Source organism: Chamaesiphon sp. GL140_3_metabinner_50, assembly GCF_025361915.1.
Classification (GTDB): Bacteria; Cyanobacteriota; Cyanobacteriia; order Cyanobacteriales; family Chamaesiphonaceae; genus Chamaesiphon.
Window position 1 is genome coordinate 1 of record NZ_JANYJC010000119.1, and the last position, 18,521, is coordinate 18,521.

Consider the following 18,521-nt stretch of genomic DNA (forward strand, 5'->3'; position numbering starts at 1 on the left):
AGCAGTTGTCAACCCCACAATTCCGCCACCAACGATCCCAATTTTCATGTCAATCCATTCCCTTAATTACAAAAGTGTTGTATCCTGTAATCAGATCCCCGACTTCTTTGAGAAGTCGGGGATCTAGCCTCACAAAAATCCCACATTCTGCATAACGGAATGTGGACAACCATCTTTATTTAGCAGGCTTGGCTGCATCTGCGATATTTTTGGTTGTATGTAGATAATTGAATTACCAATTATCTACATACAACTGTATCAGTTACTCCCGCTCGATCGATCCGATCGGAATTGCTACATTCCGCGCCATGCTTGTAAATTCTGATGGTAATCGGCTCCCGGTTTTCGGTCGAACCATTTGCCGAAATTGTCATATTTTTACCAGTCGTAAAATCGATCGTTAATGGTAATTTACCGATCGCTTGTTCTGTTGTACTACTACGGGTACGATTGTGTTGGGTCATTGTATAACTTCCCCACAATGTACTCCCGGCTTTGCCACTATATTCAACTCGATACTGCACCTGGTCGCTAAACGGATTTCCAAAAGTCCGAACGCTAAACAAACTCACACCAGTCACTAACGACCACAAGACATAAACGCTTTTCACAGCTTTGTTAACCCAATGCTACACAAACTTAATATACCCGTCAAATTGGACGAAAATATGTCGGGAATAATTAAAAGATTCTGTGCTTTATTTTTTAGTCAGGAAGTCCAAACTGAGAAATAGTTTTAAGCATCAGCAAAAAGTCAATACGTATTTTTACCACTTCTTGTAATGCAGAAATTTACCAGACATGGTAAGTTTTACTCTATCGCCTTGAGGATCTACTTCTTTATCTACATCCATCGTAAGATCGATCGCGCTCATAATGCCATCCCCGAACTTTTCTTGGATGACACTCTTGAGCGGAAAGCCATATACCTGGATAATTTCGTAGAAACGGTAGATGAACGGATCTGTCGGCACGATCGGCCCCAAACCTTTGATAGGATATTCCATTAGCAGATCGATATAACTAGGATCTAAGCCTAGAGCCTCAACGAGTAGTTTTGCCTCGTCTTCAGATGTCGCGGCTTGGCGATACAATACCGCCGCAATCCAGACTTCATCGCGGTTTAAGATTTTTTCTAAATCTGCAAAACTCAGCCCTTTGGCTTGCTTGGCTGCAAATAAGTGGCTGACGATATCGGGTAGTTCCATCGATTTGGTGTCCTATATTGCTATTTAACCCAAGTTGTGGGTCTATGGGTTTTTAGTGAGATGGGTGTTAGGTGTTAGGTGTTAGGTGTTAGCTATTAGGTATTAGGTTTTATCGCATCGCTAATACCTGATACCCAAATCTTTAACCTTGGTGATAACTATCAACTTGCGTTAGTTAAGATTAACTATAGATCGGAGCTGCGATCGAAATAGTTACTCGCGAACACCTGGCTATTTTGCTACTCCAGTAGTCACGCACCAATTATCGATCCGAGCTGGCTGAGTTTTCGGCTGGGTAGGTTTTGACAGCTTTTTAGTGGCATTAGAATAACTATCTTTACTTTGAATGTCACGATCGGCTTCGAGCGGATTTAAGCTTTTAACTTTATCTAAAGCTGTTGAAACTTGCGATTTAGAAATACACCAATCTCTTCGAGCTGTGATGGTGTCGCTAGTCTGGGTAAATAGCTGGTGCGATTGCTGGTTGAGTATTTTTAACTGAGGGTTAATATGCTGGGCTGTAAAATTTTTCACATTGGTGGCAGCCACCCGAATCGATTGTGAATTTAATTTCCAACTATTACCACCAACTTTAGTGCTAATTTCTAGATCTTTATCGACGACAAATAGCATTTTTACAGCAACAATACTACCGATCGATAAGCAGATTGCCGTCCATTTTAACCAGTTTAAAGAAACTTTTTTATCGCTTTGGGGTTTGTCGCCGCTGGCAGATTTCATGTTAATTGGTTGACTAAATGGATGAGTTCGGGGAGAACGAGTTTTTCCATGCCCAATTGTACTGCACCGCGCGAACCGGGCAGCGAGAAAACTAACATGTTTCGATACGTCCCGGCAATTGCCCGCGAGGAGATGGCGCGCGATCCGATCTCCTGGTAGCTCAACCACCTAAAAATTTCACCAAAACCCGGTATGGTTTTGGTCAAGATGCGGGAAATAGCATCGTAAGTGGTATCGCGGGTCGATATGCCCGTACCACCATTAAAAACGATCGCCTGAATGGTAGGCACAGTCACGATTACCCGTTCTAATTCGGCTAAAATTCGATCGGGTTCGTCAGGAACGATCTGATAACTACCAATTGTATGTCCCGCAGCTTGCAACAATTGTTGGGCTAATGCACCACTACTGTCGGTTGCAGGCGTGCGGGTATCGCTGACAGTAACGATCGCACAATTAATCCTAACTGGAATCGAATCTGGATGAGGTTGTAAAGTACGATCGAGCATGAGCTAGTTATTCTTCAGCTTTGGTCAGTCCTAACCCGTTATCTGCCGAGTAGCGTTCCATAAAGCGCATAAAGCGATCCCACTCTGCCGTAGAATTCATGATATAAATTGCTTCTAAGGCTTCGGGCTTACCGTTGACAAATTTGGCTTTGACTTCGCGCGTGACGATTTCGCCCTCTTCGTCAAGCATATACAGTCCAGTGACTTCATCGTTGACTTCATTACCGAGGATCTCTGGTTTTTCAAAGTAAAATGATGCTTTACTTTGCTGACCATTGCGAGATTTGGTGAGTCGGACATCGGGAACGACTGGTTCGGTGATGCCTCTGGAAAACTGGATTTCTGCCATAAAAGAGTTGGGATAGAGTTATTTTCATATACTAATCGATCGAGAGTTCCAATTTTGAATCAATTAAATCCTTATGCTTGGATCGATCGATCCTTGGAGACGATTCGACAGGCAAACTGGTATCGGACGGTGAGATCGATCGAGAGTTTACCAGGTAATGCCGCAACGATTGAGGGACGCGCGTTAATTAATTTTGGTAGTAACGATTATCTGGGTTTGGCTGGAGACGAGCGGATGATTCGGGCGGCGATGCTGGCGACGCAACAGTTTGGTACGGGTGCGACGGGTTCGCGGTTGACGAGCGGACACAAACAGCTCCATCAAGATCTTGAAGAGGCGATCGTGGGTTTAAAGGGCACTGAAGCCGCCTTAGTTTTTAGTTCGGGGTATTTGGCAAATTTAGGGACGATCGCGGCTCTAGCGGGCAAGCAAGACCTAATCTTGAGCGATCGTGTCAACCATTCGAGTCTTAAAAATGGCGCACGCTTGAGTGGGGCGAAAATTATGGAGTATCGGCACTGCGATGTTGCCGACTTGCAGGAACTGTTACAGGCACATCGGGATAGTTACCGTCGCTGTCTCATAATTACCGATACGGTATTTAGTATGGATGGAGATATTTGTCCGCTCCCAGAAATTTTAGCATTGGCGATCGAACATCATGCCATGCTGCTGGTAGATGAAGCCCACGCTACAGGCATATTTGGACGTAATGGCGCGGGTGTGGTCGAACATTTCGATTTAGTTGGGCAACCTTTAATTGAAATGGGTACGCTCAGTAAAGCATTGGGTAGTTTGGGCGGATATGTCGCGGCTTCTGCCCCAATTGTCGATTTTCTGAAAAACCGCTGTGCGAGCTGGATCTATACTACCGGACTTTCCCCCGCAGATACCGCCGCCGCACTCACCGCGATCGAGATCGTTACTACCACACCTCAACTCCGCCAACAACTGTGGCAAAATGTGGCAAATTTAAAACAGCAGATTACAGCGCAACTCCCAGAGTTACGACTCATTCCCTCGCAATCGCCAATTATTTGTATTGAATTACCCGATGCTAGCACGGCAATGTCGATCGGTTCTCAACTCCAACACGCCGGAATTTTTGCCCCCGCCATCCGCCCCCCCACCGTACCTACCAGTAGAATCAGACTATCGCTGATGGCAACACATCAACCCGCACAATTAACCGATTTAGTCACCGCGATCGGGCAAATATTCACCCCTACCTCAGTAAGCTAAAATAGATACTAAAGGATCGCGATCGATCTGCGCCAAACTGCTAACCCATGACCGATCGGACTTGACAAAGCAGACCGAACAAAATCACAATAGACCCCACATAGTCAGATAACTTAAAGTCTTCATCACCCAGCTCCGAGTCAGAATTGTAAATCCGCCCCACGTCCCCATCCCAACTACCCATTTTCTAGTTTTGGCAAAACCAAGCGCACGCTTCGACTTTGAACAAGCAACCCAGGTTACTAAACAATTAGTCAACCAGATGCCCCCTTGGTTGCGATTGTCGTTTATCCGAAGTTGGGTATTCTGGGCAATTATGACTCTAGGCATTTCTGGCGGACTAGTTTATTTGGCATTAGGCTTATTATTAAATCCCAAAGCCGTACCGAATTGTCCTGAAATTTTCGTCCCGATGTCCTCGCCATCCCTGCGAGTGTATTGCGGACAACTAGCCGCCAGCAAGCAAAACTTAAAAGATTTGGTAGCTGCGCTAAATCTCGTCAAAGACATCGCACCCAACGATCCGACGCGCAGTTATATCGATAGTAACGTCCAACGCTGGTCGCTTTCGATTTTAAGATTGGCAGAAGCAAGTTATCAAGAGGGTAACTACGATGAAGCCGTCAATGCTGCCAAGCAAGTCCCCTCAAATGTGCCAGCTTACAAAATTGTGTCCCGCCGACTAGGGCAATGGCAAGAAACTTGGAATAAAGGTGTCGCCCTCGATCGTGAAACTAGGGCATTATTAAATAGTTCTAAATGGGTAAATGCCTACTCTGTCGCCGTCAAACTAACTCGCCTCAACAATCGCTATTGGGCGACGACTAAATATCAAGAACTAGCCGACTTAGTGCAAGTTGCCAAAGCCGATAGTAGTAAGCTAGATGAAGCCCGTCAACTAGTCAAAGTTACCTCAGTTGCAAGTTTACTCAAAGCTGTCGAAATTGCCAACAAAGTCGATCCTAAGAGTTTCGCACATACCGAAGCCCAAACACTGATCGGTAATGCGTCCGTGCAAATGCTCACACTGGCTAGAGCTAAATTCGATAAAAATGACTGGAACGGTGCGCTCGAAATTGCCAACAAAACCCCATCCGCCACCCAAACCAAAACCGAACTCCAAGATCTCATCGGATTATCGCAAGCCCAAATCAATGCCAAAACTGGCACTATTTCCGAATTAGAAACAGCCATCTCGCTGATTCAAGGCATCAAACCAGAAAGTTCCCTCTATCAAAAAGCCCAACAATCTTCAGGACTGTGGCAACTCGAAATTCAAGATCTCGCCGCACTCCAACATGCTCGTAGCGTTGCTAGTACCGCGACAGTTGCCGATCTCCAGTTGGCAATTAATGAAGTTAAAGGCATTCCCACTAGCAATCCTCGCGGTAAAGAAGCAGCAAGCGTCGCCAGTGAATGGAGCAAGCAAATTGAGACAGTTCAAGATGCACCTTACATGCAAGCCGCCGATACCTTAGCGGCAGATAATACCGTCAAAGGTGTCCAAAAGGCGATCGTCCAACTCAATCAAATTCGCCCAGGGCGCGCGCTCTACCCCCAAGCTCGTCAAAAAATTCAACAATGGACTGCCGAGATCCAACGTGCCGAAGATACGCCAATCCTCGCCCAAGCCGAAAGCCTAGCGACTAGCGGCGATCTCCGAGCCGCGATAACTATGGCTCAAAAGATCGGAGCGGGACGCGCGATCTCGGCTCAAAGCCAAGAACGAGTCAGCGATTGGCAAGCCCAATTGCAAGCATCGGCAAATCTAGCTAACGCCCAGAGAGTAGCCGGGAACGGTACCCCAGAATCGCTCCGCTCGGCGATTCAATCAGCAGCTAGAGTACCTAAAAGTTCTAATCTGCGATCCCAAGCTCGACTATCGATGGATAATTGGGGATCTCAAATGCTCGAAATCGCTCAAAGTACCGCCACCAGCGACCTCAGCCGCGCGATCTCGATCGCGCAATCGATTCCAGCTAATACATCTGCCTACAGTTCCGCCCAAAGTTATATTCAACAATGGCAACAACAGCTCAACCCTACACCTACGCCAACAGAATCGCCAGCAACTGAAGATAATGGATTGTTGAATTAGGGAATAGGGGAAAGGGGAAAGGGAAGAGGGGATAGTGGAAAGTGAATGGTGGATCGTGGATAGTGGATAGTAGGTAGGTTTTGGAAGCAATCAAACTTCTTACTCCTTACTTTTTACTCCTTACTTCTTACTCCTTACTCCCAATGGAAATCCTCCGCATTCCCGTTCTTTCAGACAACTATATCTTCCTCCTGCTCGACTTAGAGCGCAAGATTGCCGCAGTGGTAGATCCTGCTGAAGCTGCGCCAGTACTTGCATTATTACGTCATCATCAAGTCCAATTAGTAGCAATTTTTAACACCCACCATCACAGCGATCATGTGGGTGGTAATAAAGAATTAATCGCCGCTTACCCCGATGTGCGGGTGTATGGCGGTGCTGAAGATCGGGGGCGAATTCCCGGACAACAGCTATACTTGACAGATGGCGATCGGGTAGAATTTGGCGATCGCACTGGTGAAGTATTCTTTATCCCCGGACATACTCGCGCCCACATTGCCTATTATTTCCCACCAGCCGAAAACGATGTTCCTGGCGAACTATTCAGCGGCGATACGATTTTTGCTGGCGGCTGTGGACGGCTATTTGAGGGGACTCCAGCCCAAATGGTCGGTTCGATGACTAAATTGCGCCAGTTGCCCGATAACACCCGAATTTGGTGCGCTCACGAGTACACCTTGAGCAATCTTAAATTTGCCGTCACCGTCGATCCCGAAAATCAGGAACTCCAGCAGCGACTGGTCGATGTTACCGCCGCACGGCAAAATCTCATTCCCACTGTCCCGACATTTTTAGGCATTGAGAAGCGGACTAATCCCTTTCTGCGGTGGGATGTCGCCGCGATCGAGGCCAGTGTCGCCAGTGATGATGCGATCGAGACTTTTGCCCGAATTCGCGGTCGTAAAGACCAATTTTAAGCACTAATTCCAGTTGCCGAAATTCGGGAGTTGCTGCGTAGATCTTTACCCCACCCCAGCCATCCCCTTATAAACTACCCTATATACACATCTTTGGTGAAAAGCGAAATTGGTGAGAATCCCCCAAACCCCCTTTTTAAGGCAGGGCTGATTCATCCCCTCATAGGCGTAGATTGTCAAGATCGACACCCAGAGATTTCGAGCCAATAATTAAGGATTTTGATGATTAACTGGCGATTTCGAGCTAAGAAATCCACAACTAAAGATTGAAATCGCTTAATTAGAGGATTGAAAAAACGAATGAATCAGCCCTGCTTTTTAAGGGGGCTAAGATCCGGTCAAAGTCCCCCTTTTCAAGGGAGATTTAGGGGGATTCAGATCTAGAAACGAAGTCAAGCAGACTTGTGTATATACGGTAGCCCCTTATAAAGGGGAGGGAGCCGAATCTGCAAGGCAGAAATAAACTGTGAGGATCGATCGGTTATCGGCTAAAATTAATAGCGTTTAGCGTGTGTTGTGAGGTAGCGTCAATGAAATTTGGCATTCGGCAGGTTGGAGTTGTATGCGGTGCGATCGTGATTAGTTTGACGATCTCAAGTTGTAAAACTGGGAAGGTCGCTCAGTGTGCTGACATGATCCAAGTCATCAATCAAACAGTAATCGATACCAAGACTAATACTAACTCTGGCACTACGCTTAATGTGGGGATTGTCGAAAAACTAGTCACTGTTTTCGACAAAGCCGCAAAAGACATGAATTCTGTCAATGTTAGCGATGAAAAGCTCAAGACTTATAAAAGTCAGTTTTTGTCGATGTATCAAGGCGGGATGGAAATTAATAAACAATTAGTGGTGAGTCTCCAAGAGCGCAAATCAACTAAGGTGCATGAAGGTTTGCGAAAATCTAATAATATTTTTAGTCCCGAACGAGATCTGGCGACTGGACTCACTCAATATTGCAAAGCACCGGAAAAATAAGGCATGAAACATAGGGTAGGGGCAATTCATGAATTGCCCCTACCCTGAATAGTGAATTCTTGAGCAAAGCCAAAGAACTCACTATTGACTTAAAACACTAGTAACTGTGTTTTAAGTCAATAGTGAGTTAAGATTTCTCATGCTTAACTTCGACAATCATGTGAACGTTACCGCGCGGTGAAAAGTCAGCGCGAACGGTAATGTGGTGCGGATCGGCGATCGCTACAAAATCGTCTAAAATCTGATTGGTAACTTCCTCATGCGAAATATAACGATCGCGGTAGCTATTAATATATAGTTTCAATGCCTTGAGTTCGACGACTTTTTGGTCGGGTACGTAAATAATCCCGATCGTGGCAAAATCAGGATAGCCAGAAAAGGGACACTTACAGGTAAACTCTGGCAAACTAATCTCGACATTGTAGCGTCTGCCCATCCGAGGATTGGGGAACGTAATCAGTTCGCCATTGATTATTTCCCGTTCCCCATATTTCATCTCGCTCGGAGGTGTGATAACTGGTGCTGTGTTGTCCTGACTCATGTGATTGCTAACGATCGATAGTTGATAACATCTTACTAGTTTAGATCGTTCTCGCCTTCCCAATCGGCACAGCGATCGCTATTGCAGCCGTAAGGATACATCCCGCACACCAGCAGATTGCCCCCATACACAGAACCATTGTAATTAAGACAACCCACACAAGCCGGATGCACTGCCGGATCTGGCAGCGGTTTAGTCGGGATGGGAAAATCCCAGTTGATTGCGGTGGGATCCTCTAATTCTAATTCTAGTTCTTGCCAGATTTCTGTCAGCACTTGTTTAAGCTCATCCCATTGGAGATTAAAAATATCCTGAGCTTCGGTGGTGACTTCTTCGACTAATTCTGTGAGTTCCAGGCGAAATCCATCAAACAACGCGGTTAAATCTTTGAACGCGGCGGCGATTTCGTTTTGCCATTCTTCCATAGCGAACACCTAGTAATTATTGCCAGATCTAGATCTAGATTGTACGACGACCTCGATCGATCCGCTAGTGACTTGCTAGATTTAGATTGAATCGATCTCAAAGCTCAATTCTAGCATTCCCCACGATCGGGCGAATCTTACTACGGTCGCGAGATTTTTCCACTTCAAATATTTAGTGTAAGTCGATCGGCAGATCGTTGAACATTAGTAATTGAAACTTAATTGAGAGTGAGCCTGTACGTAAAGTTATGATAACAACTGCTGCAAATGGCGCGATCGATGGGATCGCCACTACAATTGACTTTCGCATCTACATGTGCGTTTAGATTGGCAGATCGATCGAAGCTCTTCGATCGGCAAACTGTCTATCATTAAACTAGGTCAAATGAAAATTCAAACCAAGTAGCAAGTCAGACAAGATATTTTTTCAAATACCGTCGCCCTCTCGCGAATGCAGTTTGCTTTTACAGCGATTTTTCACATGCTGTGGCCAGTTCTGACGACCGGGATGTCCATCTATCTAGTCATTATCGAGGGACTGTGGCTCAAGACCCGCGACCCAGATTATTACCGTCACATCCGCTTCTGGTCGAAGCTGTATATCTTGAACTTTGGGATTGGGGTTGCCACTGGGTTACCGTTAGAGTTTCAATTCGGTACCAATTGGGGGCCTCTTTCCGAAGCTGTCGGAGATTTTTTTGGCAGCGTGTTAGGGTTTGAAGCTTCGATGGCGTTTATGCTCGAAGCTGGTTTTTTAGGGATTATGATTTTTGGCTGGGGACGAGTTGCGCCACCAATTCACTACCTAGCAACGATCATGGTGGCGTTTGGAGCCAACCTGTCGATCTTCTGGATTTTATCTGCCAATTCGTGGCTCCAAACGCCAGCAGGCGGTGAGATGGTGAATGGCAAATTTATCGTGAGCGATTACTTTCAGGCGATTTTTAATCCATTTATGGCGATAAGTGTCTCTCACATGTTTTTGGCAACGCTAGAAACATCGCTGTTTATGATTGGCGGCATTAGTGCTTGGTATATTCTCAAAGACCGCCATGCAGCTTTCTTTAGTCGCTCTCTTAAAATCGTCCTCGCCACGGCAATTGCGGTTGCGCCGATTCAAATTTATGCCGGACACCTCAGTGCCGAGCAGGTGGCTTATTATCAGCCGACCAAGCTCGCAGCAATGGAATCGAAGTGGGAAAGCTCTCCAGCGGGTAAACCTGCGGACTGGAGCCTGCTAGCCATCCCTGATGAAGCAAATAATCGCAACTCGTGGGAACTGACAGTTCCCAATGGTTTGGGTTATATTTTGGAGTTTCGCAAAAATCTGTCCGTACCCGTACCGGGACTGAATGAATGGAAACGCCAAGATCGGCCCAAAATGGTGGGATTGATTTATTACTCCTTCCGAGTGATGATCGCCATCGGGTTCTTTTTGGCAGCAGTGATGCTGTGGAATGTAGTTGAATGGTATCGGGGCAATCTCGCACCCGACAAAATTGGCGCGCAAAAGTGGCTGATGCGCCTATGGATGTTTGCGGCACCTTTGGGCTATGTAGCGATCGAGGCTGGCTGGGTAGTACGCTGTGTCGGTCGCCAACCGTGGGTACTGTACGATCGAATTCGCACAGCAGATGGAGTCTCCAATGTCCCGCCAACTAATGTCTTGACTTCCTTAATTTTCTTTATGGTCGTCTACTCGATCTTGTTTGCAACAACACTCTACTTTGGCAGTCGAATTATCAGCGAAGGGCCAAAGCTAGATTTACCAATCCCTGGTAACGACGGTCTATTCCTAATCAATCCCGAACCCGCCGAATCCGTCCCAGATCGCCGCCCGATCGAAGCCCAACAATAACCAGGGAATAGGGAATAGAGAATAAAGACTAACACCAGTAACCCAATCCCGCACATCCTCAAATCCTATAAATCCTGATAAAAGAGAGGAGTTTTTATGGACGCATTATTACATTTTTTACCGCAAGTTTGGTTTGTGATTTTAGGATTATTTTTGTTCTTGTATGTGATGCTAGATGGCTTTGACTTGGGGGTAGGAATTCTCTCGCTGACTAGCTCTGATGAAGAACGTCGCGGCTTATTAATGACTAGCCTGGGGAATATTTGGGATGCTAATGAAACCTGGCTCATCGTGATGGCTGGTGCTTTATTTGGGGCATTTCCACTGGCATACAGCACTATTCTCACTGCCCTTTATATTCCCATTTTTATGATGATTTTTGGGCTAGTTTTTCGGGCAGTAGCATTTGAATTTCGGGAGCATTCTAACAATAAAATGTTTTGGAATTACGCCTTTGGTTTGGGTAGTTTTCTAGCTGCTTTAGGTCAAGGTTTCGCGCTCGGTAGTACGATCGAAGGAATTACCGTCGATGCTGCTGGTCATTTTGCTGGTTCGACTTGGGATTGGTTAGATTGGCGATCGCTATTAGTTGCCCTGACTTTGATTCAAGGCTATGTATTAATCGGCTCTACTTATCTAATTTTGAAGACAGAAGGAGAATTACAAAAAACTCACTATCAAACTGCCAAAATTGCAACTATTACAACATTTATTGGGGCAGTTCTGATTACGATAGTTACGCCTGTATTCTATGAAGCAACGCGAACGCGGTTATTTGCCGCACCAATGGTATACGTATTTGCAGCGATTCCAGTATTGGGAGTGCTATTAGTTTATTTACTGATTAAGAGCATCGATAAGGAAGAAGAACGCACGCCATTTATTTGGACTATTTTGCTCTTCTTTCTCAGCTTTATTGGTCTAGGATTAATTATTTTCCCCTATGTGATTCCTACCCAAATTACTATTTACCAAGCTGCTGCTTCGCCTAGTGCCTTGGTATTCATGCTGACTTTTGTAGGGGTACTCATTCCGATTATGATCTTCTACAATATCTACAATTACGTAGTATTTCGAGGTAAAGTTGCAACTAGCATTGACTGAAGATTAGCGATCGAATGTCAAAAAATCTTTAATAATTTTTTCAATCTCCCGCTCTAATACCTTACCTAAAGTATTGCGGGGGATTGTATCGACAGGAATCCAATATTTGGGAATCTTATAACTACTGATTTTTCCGGCGATCGCCTGTGCTAATATATCTGCTGAAACTGATAAACTGCTGGCTACATATATCATAGTAACGGCTTGTCCCCAATATCGATCGGGTATACCAACCACCCACGCATCTGCAACTAATCTAGTTGACAAAACTGCCTCAATTACCTCGATCGGAAAAACATTTTCACCACCAGTAATTATTTTACTACTGTTGCGCCCTACAATGGTTAAATAGCCATTTTTATCGATCGATCCCAAATCGTCAGGCTCAAAATAATCACTTGAATTTAGATTTGGAAAATAGCCTAACATCAACGAATTAGCTTTAATCTTAATTGCGGCGATTGGATGCTCTACTTTAGATTCCGCAAGATCGGTAGCCGCCTGTAACTTAATTTTGGCATGAGGTAGCGCGACACCACAACTGTTATTACCAGCCAAAAATTCGGCTGGTTTGAGACTGGTTACTTGCGATCCAGTCTCCGTCATCCCATAAGTGAGAGCCAATGGTAAATTGGCAACTCTGGCTCTAGCGAGTAATTCGAGGCTTGGTGGTGCGCCGCCAATTAAAATTGTCTGCATCTGCACCAGCCAACTTGCATTTAAATCCAATAATTTAGCTAATTGAGTAGGTACCAGCGAGATAAAATAATCTGCGCTATTAATGCGATCGATAAGTAAAGTCGGCTCTCTATTAATCTGATATAAGTCGCTAACTAATAACTTACCATCTGTTAATAGCGATCGCCATAATTGCATCAAACCGCTCACATGGTAAAGCGGTAAAGTACAAATACAATTAATTGCATCTACCTCATAAAACTCCTGAAATCCCCACACAGATGCACTCAAAGTTTCCCAACTATGCATCGCAAACCTTAACTCTCCAGACGAACCTCCCGTGGGAATCATAATCAACTGTCGATGCTGCTTTAAATCCACACGCGCGGTTAATTTAGCAAATCGATCCCACTCAGCAACACCCCAACGCGGATTACCCAAAAAAATCGGCAAACCTATTCGCAAGCCAGCCATTAAACTCGCAATAAATTCGATCGGATCGGGAGTCGCGATCGAGATAAAATGGGGCTGAAAATGCCTAAACTCTGCTACATAACGATCGGCTAAATCGATAACCGATCGAGCATCGATACCAACTAACCAACCAGATATCAATCTTTGGCTAAATAGATCGTAAACCCATCCACCAAGATCTAATTTTGCCATTTTCCATTCCTCAATCCAGCAACGCCAAAAAAACTACCCCCGACTACGTACTTACACGATTGTAGAAGAGGGAATAGGAGATATAAAGTTGAGTAAACGAGATATAGAGGTGTTCAAAAAGCAATAGTGCAGTAGTAGACTGACTAATCAGCGTTTTTACTGACTACTTGGGGTAACCCCATGCTGTAATTTAACACTCTACTGTCGAGATTATAACCGATCTCGCCCTTTTGAAGCAGATCTCTGACAAAATGTTCCAAATCAGAACCGATTCGGCGCAAATTGTACTCAGTCAAATCGGCACCACTAGAGGCTTCCACCAATTCATCAAATTGTCCGTAAACCTTGCGCAGCGCGTCTTCGCTCCACACAAGTTCGTTATCGGGATCGACATCTAATGTCAACGCCTGTTCGCTAGGAATTAATTCATTTTTCGTTATTTCCGCAGTAAAAATATGAATATGACGAGTTGTAGATTTTAATAGCATTTTCGAGATGGGAGTTGGGAGATGGGAGATGGGAGATGCAACACAGGAGAGAGGAGATGGGAGCGAAAAGTGCGTTCTTGGGGTTCCCCCTGTCTTGTCGTTTTTTTATTCGGGGGAAACCCCCGAATAAAAACGACGCAAGTGAAGCACCTTTTCAAGAGAGTTGGAAGTGAGAATAAGACTCTTAATCTATGTCGATTTAGTTTCGATCGAGATTCCTAACTAAATTTTAGCAATTAATCAGCACCTACCTCCAATCTCCCATCTCCCAACTCCCATCTCCCCTCTCCTCATCGTTCCTCCTTCCGAAATTCCGATGGACTCATTCGCATCGGACGTTCGGGATTCCAAATTCCCACACCCATCAGGCGCGCATATTGACTCCCACGGATCGAGCGTTCGCGGTATTTATTGACACTAGGATTATTTGCTAAACTGCTAGTGCTTCTACTTACCAACACACAACCATCTCTGAGTAATTGTTCGTTGAGCAATCGACCATCTTTCCACAGATAAACAAATCTCCGTCCGTACTTATCTGCCTCTTCCCCCTCAAATTCGACACTGACAGCATTCTTTTCTGGTAAACCAACTAATTCCTCCAATCGCTGTTTGGCTTGCTTTCCCCACGGTTCTTGAGCCAAATCTGGTGCCTCGATCCCGATCAATCTTCCCTGCTGAATTACTGGCGGTTGTTGAGACTTATCCGTCCATTCGATCGACTGTCCGCTAATAACCCGACTAACCTGAATTGTAGGATAGTTAGGTGGCGCAGTTTGACAGCCGACGAGTAACAATAACAATCCACATATTTGCCACCACCGCCAAGATCTCAATCCGCAATTCATAGCTGCTCCATCCACTCACCCTCAATTGTCTGCGATTGCTCTCAATACTCCCAACTATTCTTCATCGAGAGCAAGTCCATACTTAATTTTGCCCTTGCCAAAATATCGCCCGAACTGAAGCTCGTAAACTTCATCTTCACTTTGAGTTTCGACTTCCAAGTCAGAGCAAGCATAGCTGACACACAGCAGTGCATAACCCTGACTTTGCAACTGTGGCGACAACCCCATCGCCTCAGGCTGGACTAAATTTCCAGATTTGACACGAACGGCGCAAGCAGTACAAGCCCCATTCCGACAAGAAAATGGCAATTTTAAACCCTGTGCTTCGGCACTCTGGAGGATGTATCGATCGCTAGGAACGGTAACTTGATGATATGTGTCAGTTTGCCGATTGTAAATTTTTATTTGATAATTGCGAGTCATTATTCACAGCTAGTGGCCGATCTTGGGAATCTCATAGCTCGGATCGGCATAGATCTCCCCTGTACCCATAGGCACCCTTACAGCTTAATTGTACTGAAATTAACAACCGATCGGCGGCATTTTGAGATTTACTCACGATCGGTCTTGCTTAATCGAGAAATACTTGCTATGATTAAAAGCTGCAACGGGACGTAGCGCAGCTTGGTAGCGCACTACTTTGGGGTAGTAGGGGTCGGAGGTTCAAATCCTCTCGTTCCGACTAAGGGGAAAACAGCACTAGAAAAGGGTTTCGGCAAGGTCTATCGACTTTGTTGGAGCCTTTTTCGTTTGTCTTATTGACAATCAAAGGGTGGTTAGGGGTGTTTAGACATGACACTTTTACCCTGGATGCTTTGTCCAAGCATTTTAGCTTGTATGAAGAAGATCGCGAACGTCAGCAGATATTAGCAGCAATGGCAGATGAACTGAATGATTCTGCTCCTAGCAATATTTTGGCATCGATCCAAATTATTCAAAACCTTTATCCATCAATTTATCTACTCGGCGAGCAGCAAATAACTCTGACTAGAGATCGCGCAATCGCTAATGGAAAAGGACTTGCAACCATCATCAATCCTCCAATTATTGATTCTCCCTCACCTCTCTCAAACCCAACCTCAACAATCCACACAACTCCGACAATCAGTCAAAAACCATCAGCAACAGCAAAAGAGTCTCAGCCTAAATCTGGATTAGTCATTGGATTTTGTATTGTTAGTGCTGTCATTGGTGGTGCAATTGCTAATAGCTTCAACAAAACACCGATTGCCAGCTCACCCAACGGTATGAATAATTCACAACCAACTACTGTACGCACTCAATCTAACTCTATTACCAACAATAGTTATATCAACACTTCACCGCAAACCAGACCATCACCAGCACAAGCAATTAAAGATCATTATCAAGCCTTGAATGCTCATAATTACGATCTGACTTGGGACAATCTCTCATCTCGCTTTAAAGCAGAAAGTGGCAATTCATCCACACTAGCTCGCAAAGAATATGAAGATTGGTGGAACTCAGTCCGCAGTATCGATCTACAGCGAGCAGAAACAGCAAGTATTAGCAGTGATGGTAGTAAGGCTGTCGTAAACTATCGTCATGGATATACGATGAGTAGTGGCAGATTCGTACAAGACAAACATACTCGGATCTTTTTAATATGGGATGGAGAAAAAGGCAAATGGCTAATAGACAGGCGGGTTTAATATTTTTTAGTTAATCATATCGATCTCAGTACCAATTAAATAATTATTCTCTAGATAAGTATAAAATTATTCTCGCTTAAATAGAGTCTCGTCAGTAGATAGTTATTTCTAAGTTTATCAATAATTGCCTTTGAAAAATAGCTATTTTTCTTGATATTTTTATCCTGATACGTAGACTTAATCCATGTATATATTGTAGTGAAATAAATAAAAAACAATTCAGATGAAAAAAATACTGGCTAGTATCATTTTTGCTACTGCTATTATCAATAGCACCATCATCTCATCAGTTCAGGCTAATAATTCATCACCTTCTACCTCAAGTATCTCCAGCCCCAACCCAAAATTGATAGCAAGAAAAGATGATAAACCCAAAAAAACTGTTCAACACACAAAAATATCATCTGATTTAGTAAACTTCAGAACTCAGAAGATTCAAGTAGGAACAAAAACACTTTCTGTTGGGCGCAATGAGATAAGAAGCATTTATGGAAAACACCATCCAAAATATTATACAGGACGATCTAAAGACAAAGAAACTTTCCTCGATCGTAGGACAAAGCCAGCAGACACAATAGCTGCAATGCGTAGCATTCTCGGTCGAAATCGCAATGCAGTTTCTAACGGAATAACGCCAGTAACAGGAACTTACAAGGGCAAGAAATACGAGGTTGGCTTTAATAGTAAGAAGGGACGTGTTCGCCACTTTGTACCAAAATAATTAAGATATGTTGATAATTTAAGTTAAGCTTCCTACTGGGATTTTAGTGAAGCTTGACTTGAATTTTATAATGTTTGTAATCTGTCATTATGAATCGCAAACAGCATCCACATTGTCCCGATCCATCGATGCCATAATAGCAATCGCGAACTCCTCGATCAAACATTGACACAAAGGTCATAATATCCTCTTCTTCACTTCAACTCCTTCTCTTCCACCGCCTTAGCCACCAGCCGCACTACCAAATTACTAACCGATCGATCCTTCTCCTCAGCCCTCTTCACTAGGGCTGGGTCATCGATATCCGCGTGTATTTGCCATTGACTTGTTGGATAGCAGCCGCGATCGCCTAAAACCACTGGCTAGCCGTCGAAAATTAACCCAATCATAAGTAACAAACTCAACAGATGGAATTGGATGAATTCATCGTTCGCTCGTTAGCTATATCCGCAGAAAATAGTAGATTTTCAATATAAAAACTAATAGTAAAAACAAGGATTAACTTGACTAATTATTAGCAATAAATCGGCAACTTTAGCATTGGTATATCGATCGGATCGGGGATAGATCAGACAACTGCGTACCTGTCGATTGCGATCCGTTTCGCGAACCAGTGCGGGTGTAGCTAGCAAAATCATAAATCGGGACGGCAACGGGTAGTCCGGTCACTAATCGATCTAAATAGATTAAAGCCTCATCAAAATTAATGGCTTGAGGATTGTCATGGGTAGATTCGAGCGCGTCCACAAAGTCGATTTCTCGATAATAACCATCGAGATCGAATACACACGTATCGAGCGGACAAAGCTGCTCGAATTTACTCGTCAGCCACGACTTACCAGCACCACTGCCGCCAGAAATACCGATAACTAAGCTGTTATTGGAGTAGCGACGATAGGACAAGCGATCGGGAGAAATGAGAGTACGATCTAGCTCTGGCATTACGATTAAGTTGGTTATCGAGTGTGTGACGATCGAGCAAAAATTCCAGTTTCACATCCACATCGCGCTTTTTCTCTTTACCAGGGCAAAATAGCGATGCCGATCGCATCAACCCATCATCAATCTGATATCTTTGAGCAACTTATACATCGTCAGTGGCGATGCTGGAAATGGCTCGAACCCAAAATGACCATAAAACTTGCCCGCAGTCTCATCTTTAGAATGAACCAGCATCGCCCTAATTCCAGCAATGTCGGCAGCATTTACGGTTCGACGCAAAGCATCCAGCAATAAACCCTGTCCGAGCTTTTGCCCTTGAAAACGATTATCTACAGCCAACCGCGCCAAGATCATCACTGGGATCGGGTAACGTGCCAAGCCTTTACCCAATCCTTCAGGTGACTCAGAATGCGTGACTTCTCCCACCGTTAGGGTGTAATAACCAACCACCCGTTCGCCAATTAATGCCAGCCTTGTTTGGGCACTATCTTTCTTTTGATTTTGGGATGCGTATCGGTGTAAAAACTGATTTAGTG

The 18,521-nt window shown here is 44.5% G+C and carries 21 protein-coding genes and 1 tRNA gene; 9 read left to right on the top strand and 13 right to left on the bottom strand.

Annotated features, from left to right (window positions below; genetic code table 11):
• Positions 1–239: 239 nt before the first annotated feature.
• From Q0R35_RS06385 to psb28, 5 genes are all read right to left on the bottom strand, one after another.
• On the bottom strand, positions 240–611 hold the full coding sequence (locus tag Q0R35_RS06385; protein ID WP_295615257.1) for a hypothetical protein: 372 nt from the start codon (positions 609–611) through the stop codon (positions 240–242).
• A gap of 156 nt (positions 612–767) precedes the next feature.
• A complete protein-coding gene (gene cynS / locus Q0R35_RS06390; protein WP_295615258.1) occupies positions 768–1,208 on the bottom strand; it encodes a cyanase in 441 nt (146 codons plus the stop codon).
• A gap of 231 nt (positions 1,209–1,439) precedes the next feature.
• Positions 1,440–1,949 carry a hypothetical protein gene (locus tag Q0R35_RS06395; RefSeq protein WP_295615259.1) on the bottom strand — a complete coding sequence of 170 codons (510 nt, stop codon included), beginning with the start codon at positions 1,947–1,949 and terminating at the stop codon, positions 1,440–1,442.
• Positions 1,946–2,458 (bottom strand): molybdenum cofactor biosynthesis protein B, encoded by a 513-nt coding sequence (locus tag Q0R35_RS06400; RefSeq protein ID WP_295615260.1) that lies wholly within the window; start codon positions 2,456–2,458, stop codon positions 1,946–1,948. The genes Q0R35_RS06395 and Q0R35_RS06400 overlap by 4 nt, the downstream gene beginning before the upstream one ends.
• A gap of 7 nt (positions 2,459–2,465) precedes the next feature.
• Positions 2,466–2,807 carry a photosystem II reaction center protein Psb28 gene (gene psb28 / locus Q0R35_RS06405; protein ID WP_295615261.1) on the bottom strand — a complete coding sequence of 114 codons (342 nt, stop codon included), beginning with the start codon at positions 2,805–2,807 and terminating at the stop codon, positions 2,466–2,468.
• Between the two features lie 54 nt (positions 2,808–2,861).
• On the opposite strand from psb28, the gene bioF reads away from it, so the two are divergent.
• The 4 genes from bioF to Q0R35_RS06425 all read left to right on the top strand — a co-directional run bounded on the left by bioF (position 2,862) and on the right by Q0R35_RS06425 (position 8,041).
• A complete protein-coding gene (gene bioF / locus Q0R35_RS06410; RefSeq protein ID WP_295615262.1) occupies positions 2,862–4,049 on the top strand; it encodes an 8-amino-7-oxononanoate synthase in 1,188 nt (395 codons plus the stop codon).
• Positions 4,050–4,242: 193 nt separating this feature from the next.
• Positions 4,243–6,147: a hypothetical protein gene (locus tag Q0R35_RS06415; protein WP_295615263.1), complete on the top strand. Its 1,905-nt coding sequence runs from the start codon at positions 4,243–4,245 to the stop codon at positions 6,145–6,147.
• A gap of 143 nt (positions 6,148–6,290) precedes the next feature.
• Positions 6,291–7,064: a hydroxyacylglutathione hydrolase gene (gene gloB / locus Q0R35_RS06420; protein ID WP_295615264.1), complete on the top strand. Its 774-nt coding sequence runs from the start codon at positions 6,291–6,293 to the stop codon at positions 7,062–7,064.
• Between the two features lie 530 nt (positions 7,065–7,594).
• Entirely contained in the window at positions 7,595–8,041 is a 447-nt protein-coding gene (locus Q0R35_RS06425; protein ID WP_295615265.1) for a hypothetical protein, read from the top strand.
• A gap of 127 nt (positions 8,042–8,168) precedes the next feature.
• Here Q0R35_RS06425 and queF read toward each other — a convergent pair whose 3' ends face one another.
• Both queF and Q0R35_RS06435 read right to left on the bottom strand, forming a co-directional pair.
• On the bottom strand, positions 8,169–8,582 hold the full coding sequence (queF, locus tag Q0R35_RS06430; protein ID WP_295615266.1) for a preQ(1) synthase: 414 nt from the start codon (positions 8,580–8,582) through the stop codon (positions 8,169–8,171).
• A 35-nt stretch (positions 8,583–8,617) separates the two neighbouring features.
• Positions 8,618–9,007, bottom strand: coding sequence for a hypothetical protein (locus Q0R35_RS06435; protein ID WP_295615267.1), 390 nt, complete (start codon positions 9,005–9,007; stop codon positions 8,618–8,620).
• Positions 9,008–9,458: 451 nt separating this feature from the next.
• On the opposite strand from Q0R35_RS06435, the gene Q0R35_RS06440 reads away from it, so the two are divergent.
• Both Q0R35_RS06440 and cydB read left to right on the top strand, forming a co-directional pair.
• Positions 9,459–10,865 (top strand): cytochrome ubiquinol oxidase subunit I, encoded by a 1,407-nt coding sequence (locus tag Q0R35_RS06440; protein ID WP_295615268.1) that lies wholly within the window; start codon positions 9,459–9,461, stop codon positions 10,863–10,865.
• 96 nt (positions 10,866–10,961) lie between these two features.
• On the top strand, positions 10,962–11,969 hold the full coding sequence (cydB, locus tag Q0R35_RS06445) for a cytochrome d ubiquinol oxidase subunit II (protein ID WP_295615269.1): 1,008 nt from the start codon (positions 10,962–10,964) through the stop codon (positions 11,967–11,969).
• Positions 11,970–11,972: 3 nt separating this feature from the next.
• Here the strand turns inward: cydB and Q0R35_RS06450 are convergent, their stop codons facing one another.
• The 4 genes from Q0R35_RS06450 to Q0R35_RS06465 form a co-directional block, all read right to left on the bottom strand.
• Complete coding sequence (locus tag Q0R35_RS06450) at positions 11,973–13,313, bottom strand: AMP-binding protein (RefSeq protein ID WP_295615270.1); 1,341 nt, start codon at positions 13,311–13,313, stop codon at positions 11,973–11,975.
• A 143-nt stretch (positions 13,314–13,456) separates the two neighbouring features.
• Positions 13,457–13,801 (bottom strand): NAD(P)H-quinone oxidoreductase subunit M, encoded by a 345-nt coding sequence (locus Q0R35_RS06455; RefSeq protein ID WP_295615271.1) that lies wholly within the window; start codon positions 13,799–13,801, stop codon positions 13,457–13,459.
• A 290-nt stretch (positions 13,802–14,091) separates the two neighbouring features.
• Positions 14,092–14,649, bottom strand: coding sequence for a thermonuclease family protein (locus Q0R35_RS06460; protein WP_295615272.1), 558 nt, complete (start codon positions 14,647–14,649; stop codon positions 14,092–14,094).
• Positions 14,650–14,703: 54 nt separating this feature from the next.
• The gene (locus Q0R35_RS06465) at positions 14,704–15,072 is read right to left on the bottom strand and encodes a 2Fe-2S iron-sulfur cluster-binding protein (RefSeq protein ID WP_295615273.1); all 369 of its coding nucleotides are present in this window, start codon (positions 15,070–15,072) and stop codon (positions 14,704–14,706) included.
• Positions 15,073–15,257: 185 nt separating this feature from the next.
• On the opposite strand from Q0R35_RS06465, the gene Q0R35_RS06470 reads away from it, so the two are divergent.
• The 3 genes from Q0R35_RS06470 to Q0R35_RS06480 all read left to right on the top strand — a co-directional run bounded on the left by Q0R35_RS06470 (position 15,258) and on the right by Q0R35_RS06480 (position 17,043).
• Positions 15,258–15,331 (top strand) — tRNA-Pro (locus tag Q0R35_RS06470).
• A gap of 133 nt (positions 15,332–15,464) precedes the next feature.
• Positions 15,465–16,322 carry a hypothetical protein gene (locus Q0R35_RS06475; RefSeq protein WP_295615274.1) on the top strand — a complete coding sequence of 286 codons (858 nt, stop codon included), beginning with the start codon at positions 15,465–15,467 and terminating at the stop codon, positions 16,320–16,322.
• A gap of 223 nt (positions 16,323–16,545) precedes the next feature.
• Positions 16,546–17,043, top strand: a complete 498-nt coding sequence (locus tag Q0R35_RS06480; protein WP_295615275.1) for a hypothetical protein — start codon at positions 16,546–16,548, stop codon at positions 17,041–17,043.
• Positions 17,044–17,577: 534 nt separating this feature from the next.
• Here the strand turns inward: Q0R35_RS06480 and Q0R35_RS06485 are convergent.
• Positions 17,578–17,985 carry a hypothetical protein gene (locus Q0R35_RS06485; RefSeq protein WP_295615276.1) on the bottom strand — a complete coding sequence of 136 codons (408 nt, stop codon included), beginning with the start codon at positions 17,983–17,985 and terminating at the stop codon, positions 17,578–17,580.
• 108 nt (positions 17,986–18,093) lie between these two features.
• Positions 18,094–18,521: GNAT family N-acetyltransferase (locus Q0R35_RS06490; protein WP_295615277.1), on the bottom strand; the 428-nt coding region annotated here is incomplete at its 5' end.

Excerpts from the sequence above, each read along its gene's own strand:
- Q0R35_RS06455 (WP_295615271.1), bottom strand. The coding sequence starts at position 13,801 with ATGCTATTAAAATCTACAACTCGTCATATTCATATTTTTACTGCGGAA.
- Q0R35_RS06395 (WP_295615259.1), bottom strand. The coding sequence starts at position 1,949 with ATGAAATCTGCCAGCGGCGACAAACCCCAAAGCGATAAAAAAGTTTCT.
- Q0R35_RS06465 (WP_295615273.1), bottom strand. The coding sequence starts at position 15,072 with ATGACTCGCAATTATCAAATAAAAATTTACAATCGGCAAACTGACACA.
- Q0R35_RS06440 (WP_295615268.1), top strand. The coding sequence starts at position 9,459 with ATGCAGTTTGCTTTTACAGCGATTTTTCACATGCTGTGGCCAGTTCTG.
- Q0R35_RS06485 (WP_295615276.1), bottom strand. The coding sequence starts at position 17,985 with ATGCCAGAGCTAGATCGTACTCTCATTTCTCCCGATCGCTTGTCCTAT.
- cydB (WP_295615269.1), top strand. The coding sequence starts at position 10,962 with ATGGACGCATTATTACATTTTTTACCGCAAGTTTGGTTTGTGATTTTA.
- Q0R35_RS06425 (WP_295615265.1), top strand. The coding sequence starts at position 7,595 with ATGAAATTTGGCATTCGGCAGGTTGGAGTTGTATGCGGTGCGATCGTG.
- psb28 (WP_295615261.1), bottom strand. The coding sequence starts at position 2,807 with ATGGCAGAAATCCAGTTTTCCAGAGGCATCACCGAACCAGTCGTTCCC.
- queF (WP_295615266.1), bottom strand. The coding sequence starts at position 8,582 with ATGAGTCAGGACAACACAGCACCAGTTATCACACCTCCGAGCGAGATG.
- Q0R35_RS06480 (WP_295615275.1), top strand. The coding sequence starts at position 16,546 with ATGAAAAAAATACTGGCTAGTATCATTTTTGCTACTGCTATTATCAAT.
- Q0R35_RS06460 (WP_295615272.1), bottom strand. The coding sequence starts at position 14,649 with ATGAATTGCGGATTGAGATCTTGGCGGTGGTGGCAAATATGTGGATTG.
- gloB (WP_295615264.1), top strand. The coding sequence starts at position 6,291 with ATGGAAATCCTCCGCATTCCCGTTCTTTCAGACAACTATATCTTCCTC.
- Q0R35_RS06435 (WP_295615267.1), bottom strand. The coding sequence starts at position 9,007 with ATGGAAGAATGGCAAAACGAAATCGCCGCCGCGTTCAAAGATTTAACC.
- cynS (WP_295615258.1), bottom strand. The coding sequence starts at position 1,208 with ATGGAACTACCCGATATCGTCAGCCACTTATTTGCAGCCAAGCAAGCC.
- Q0R35_RS06450 (WP_295615270.1), bottom strand. The coding sequence starts at position 13,313 with ATGGCAAAATTAGATCTTGGTGGATGGGTTTACGATCTATTTAGCCAA.
- Q0R35_RS06400 (WP_295615260.1), bottom strand. The coding sequence starts at position 2,458 with ATGCTCGATCGTACTTTACAACCTCATCCAGATTCGATTCCAGTTAGG.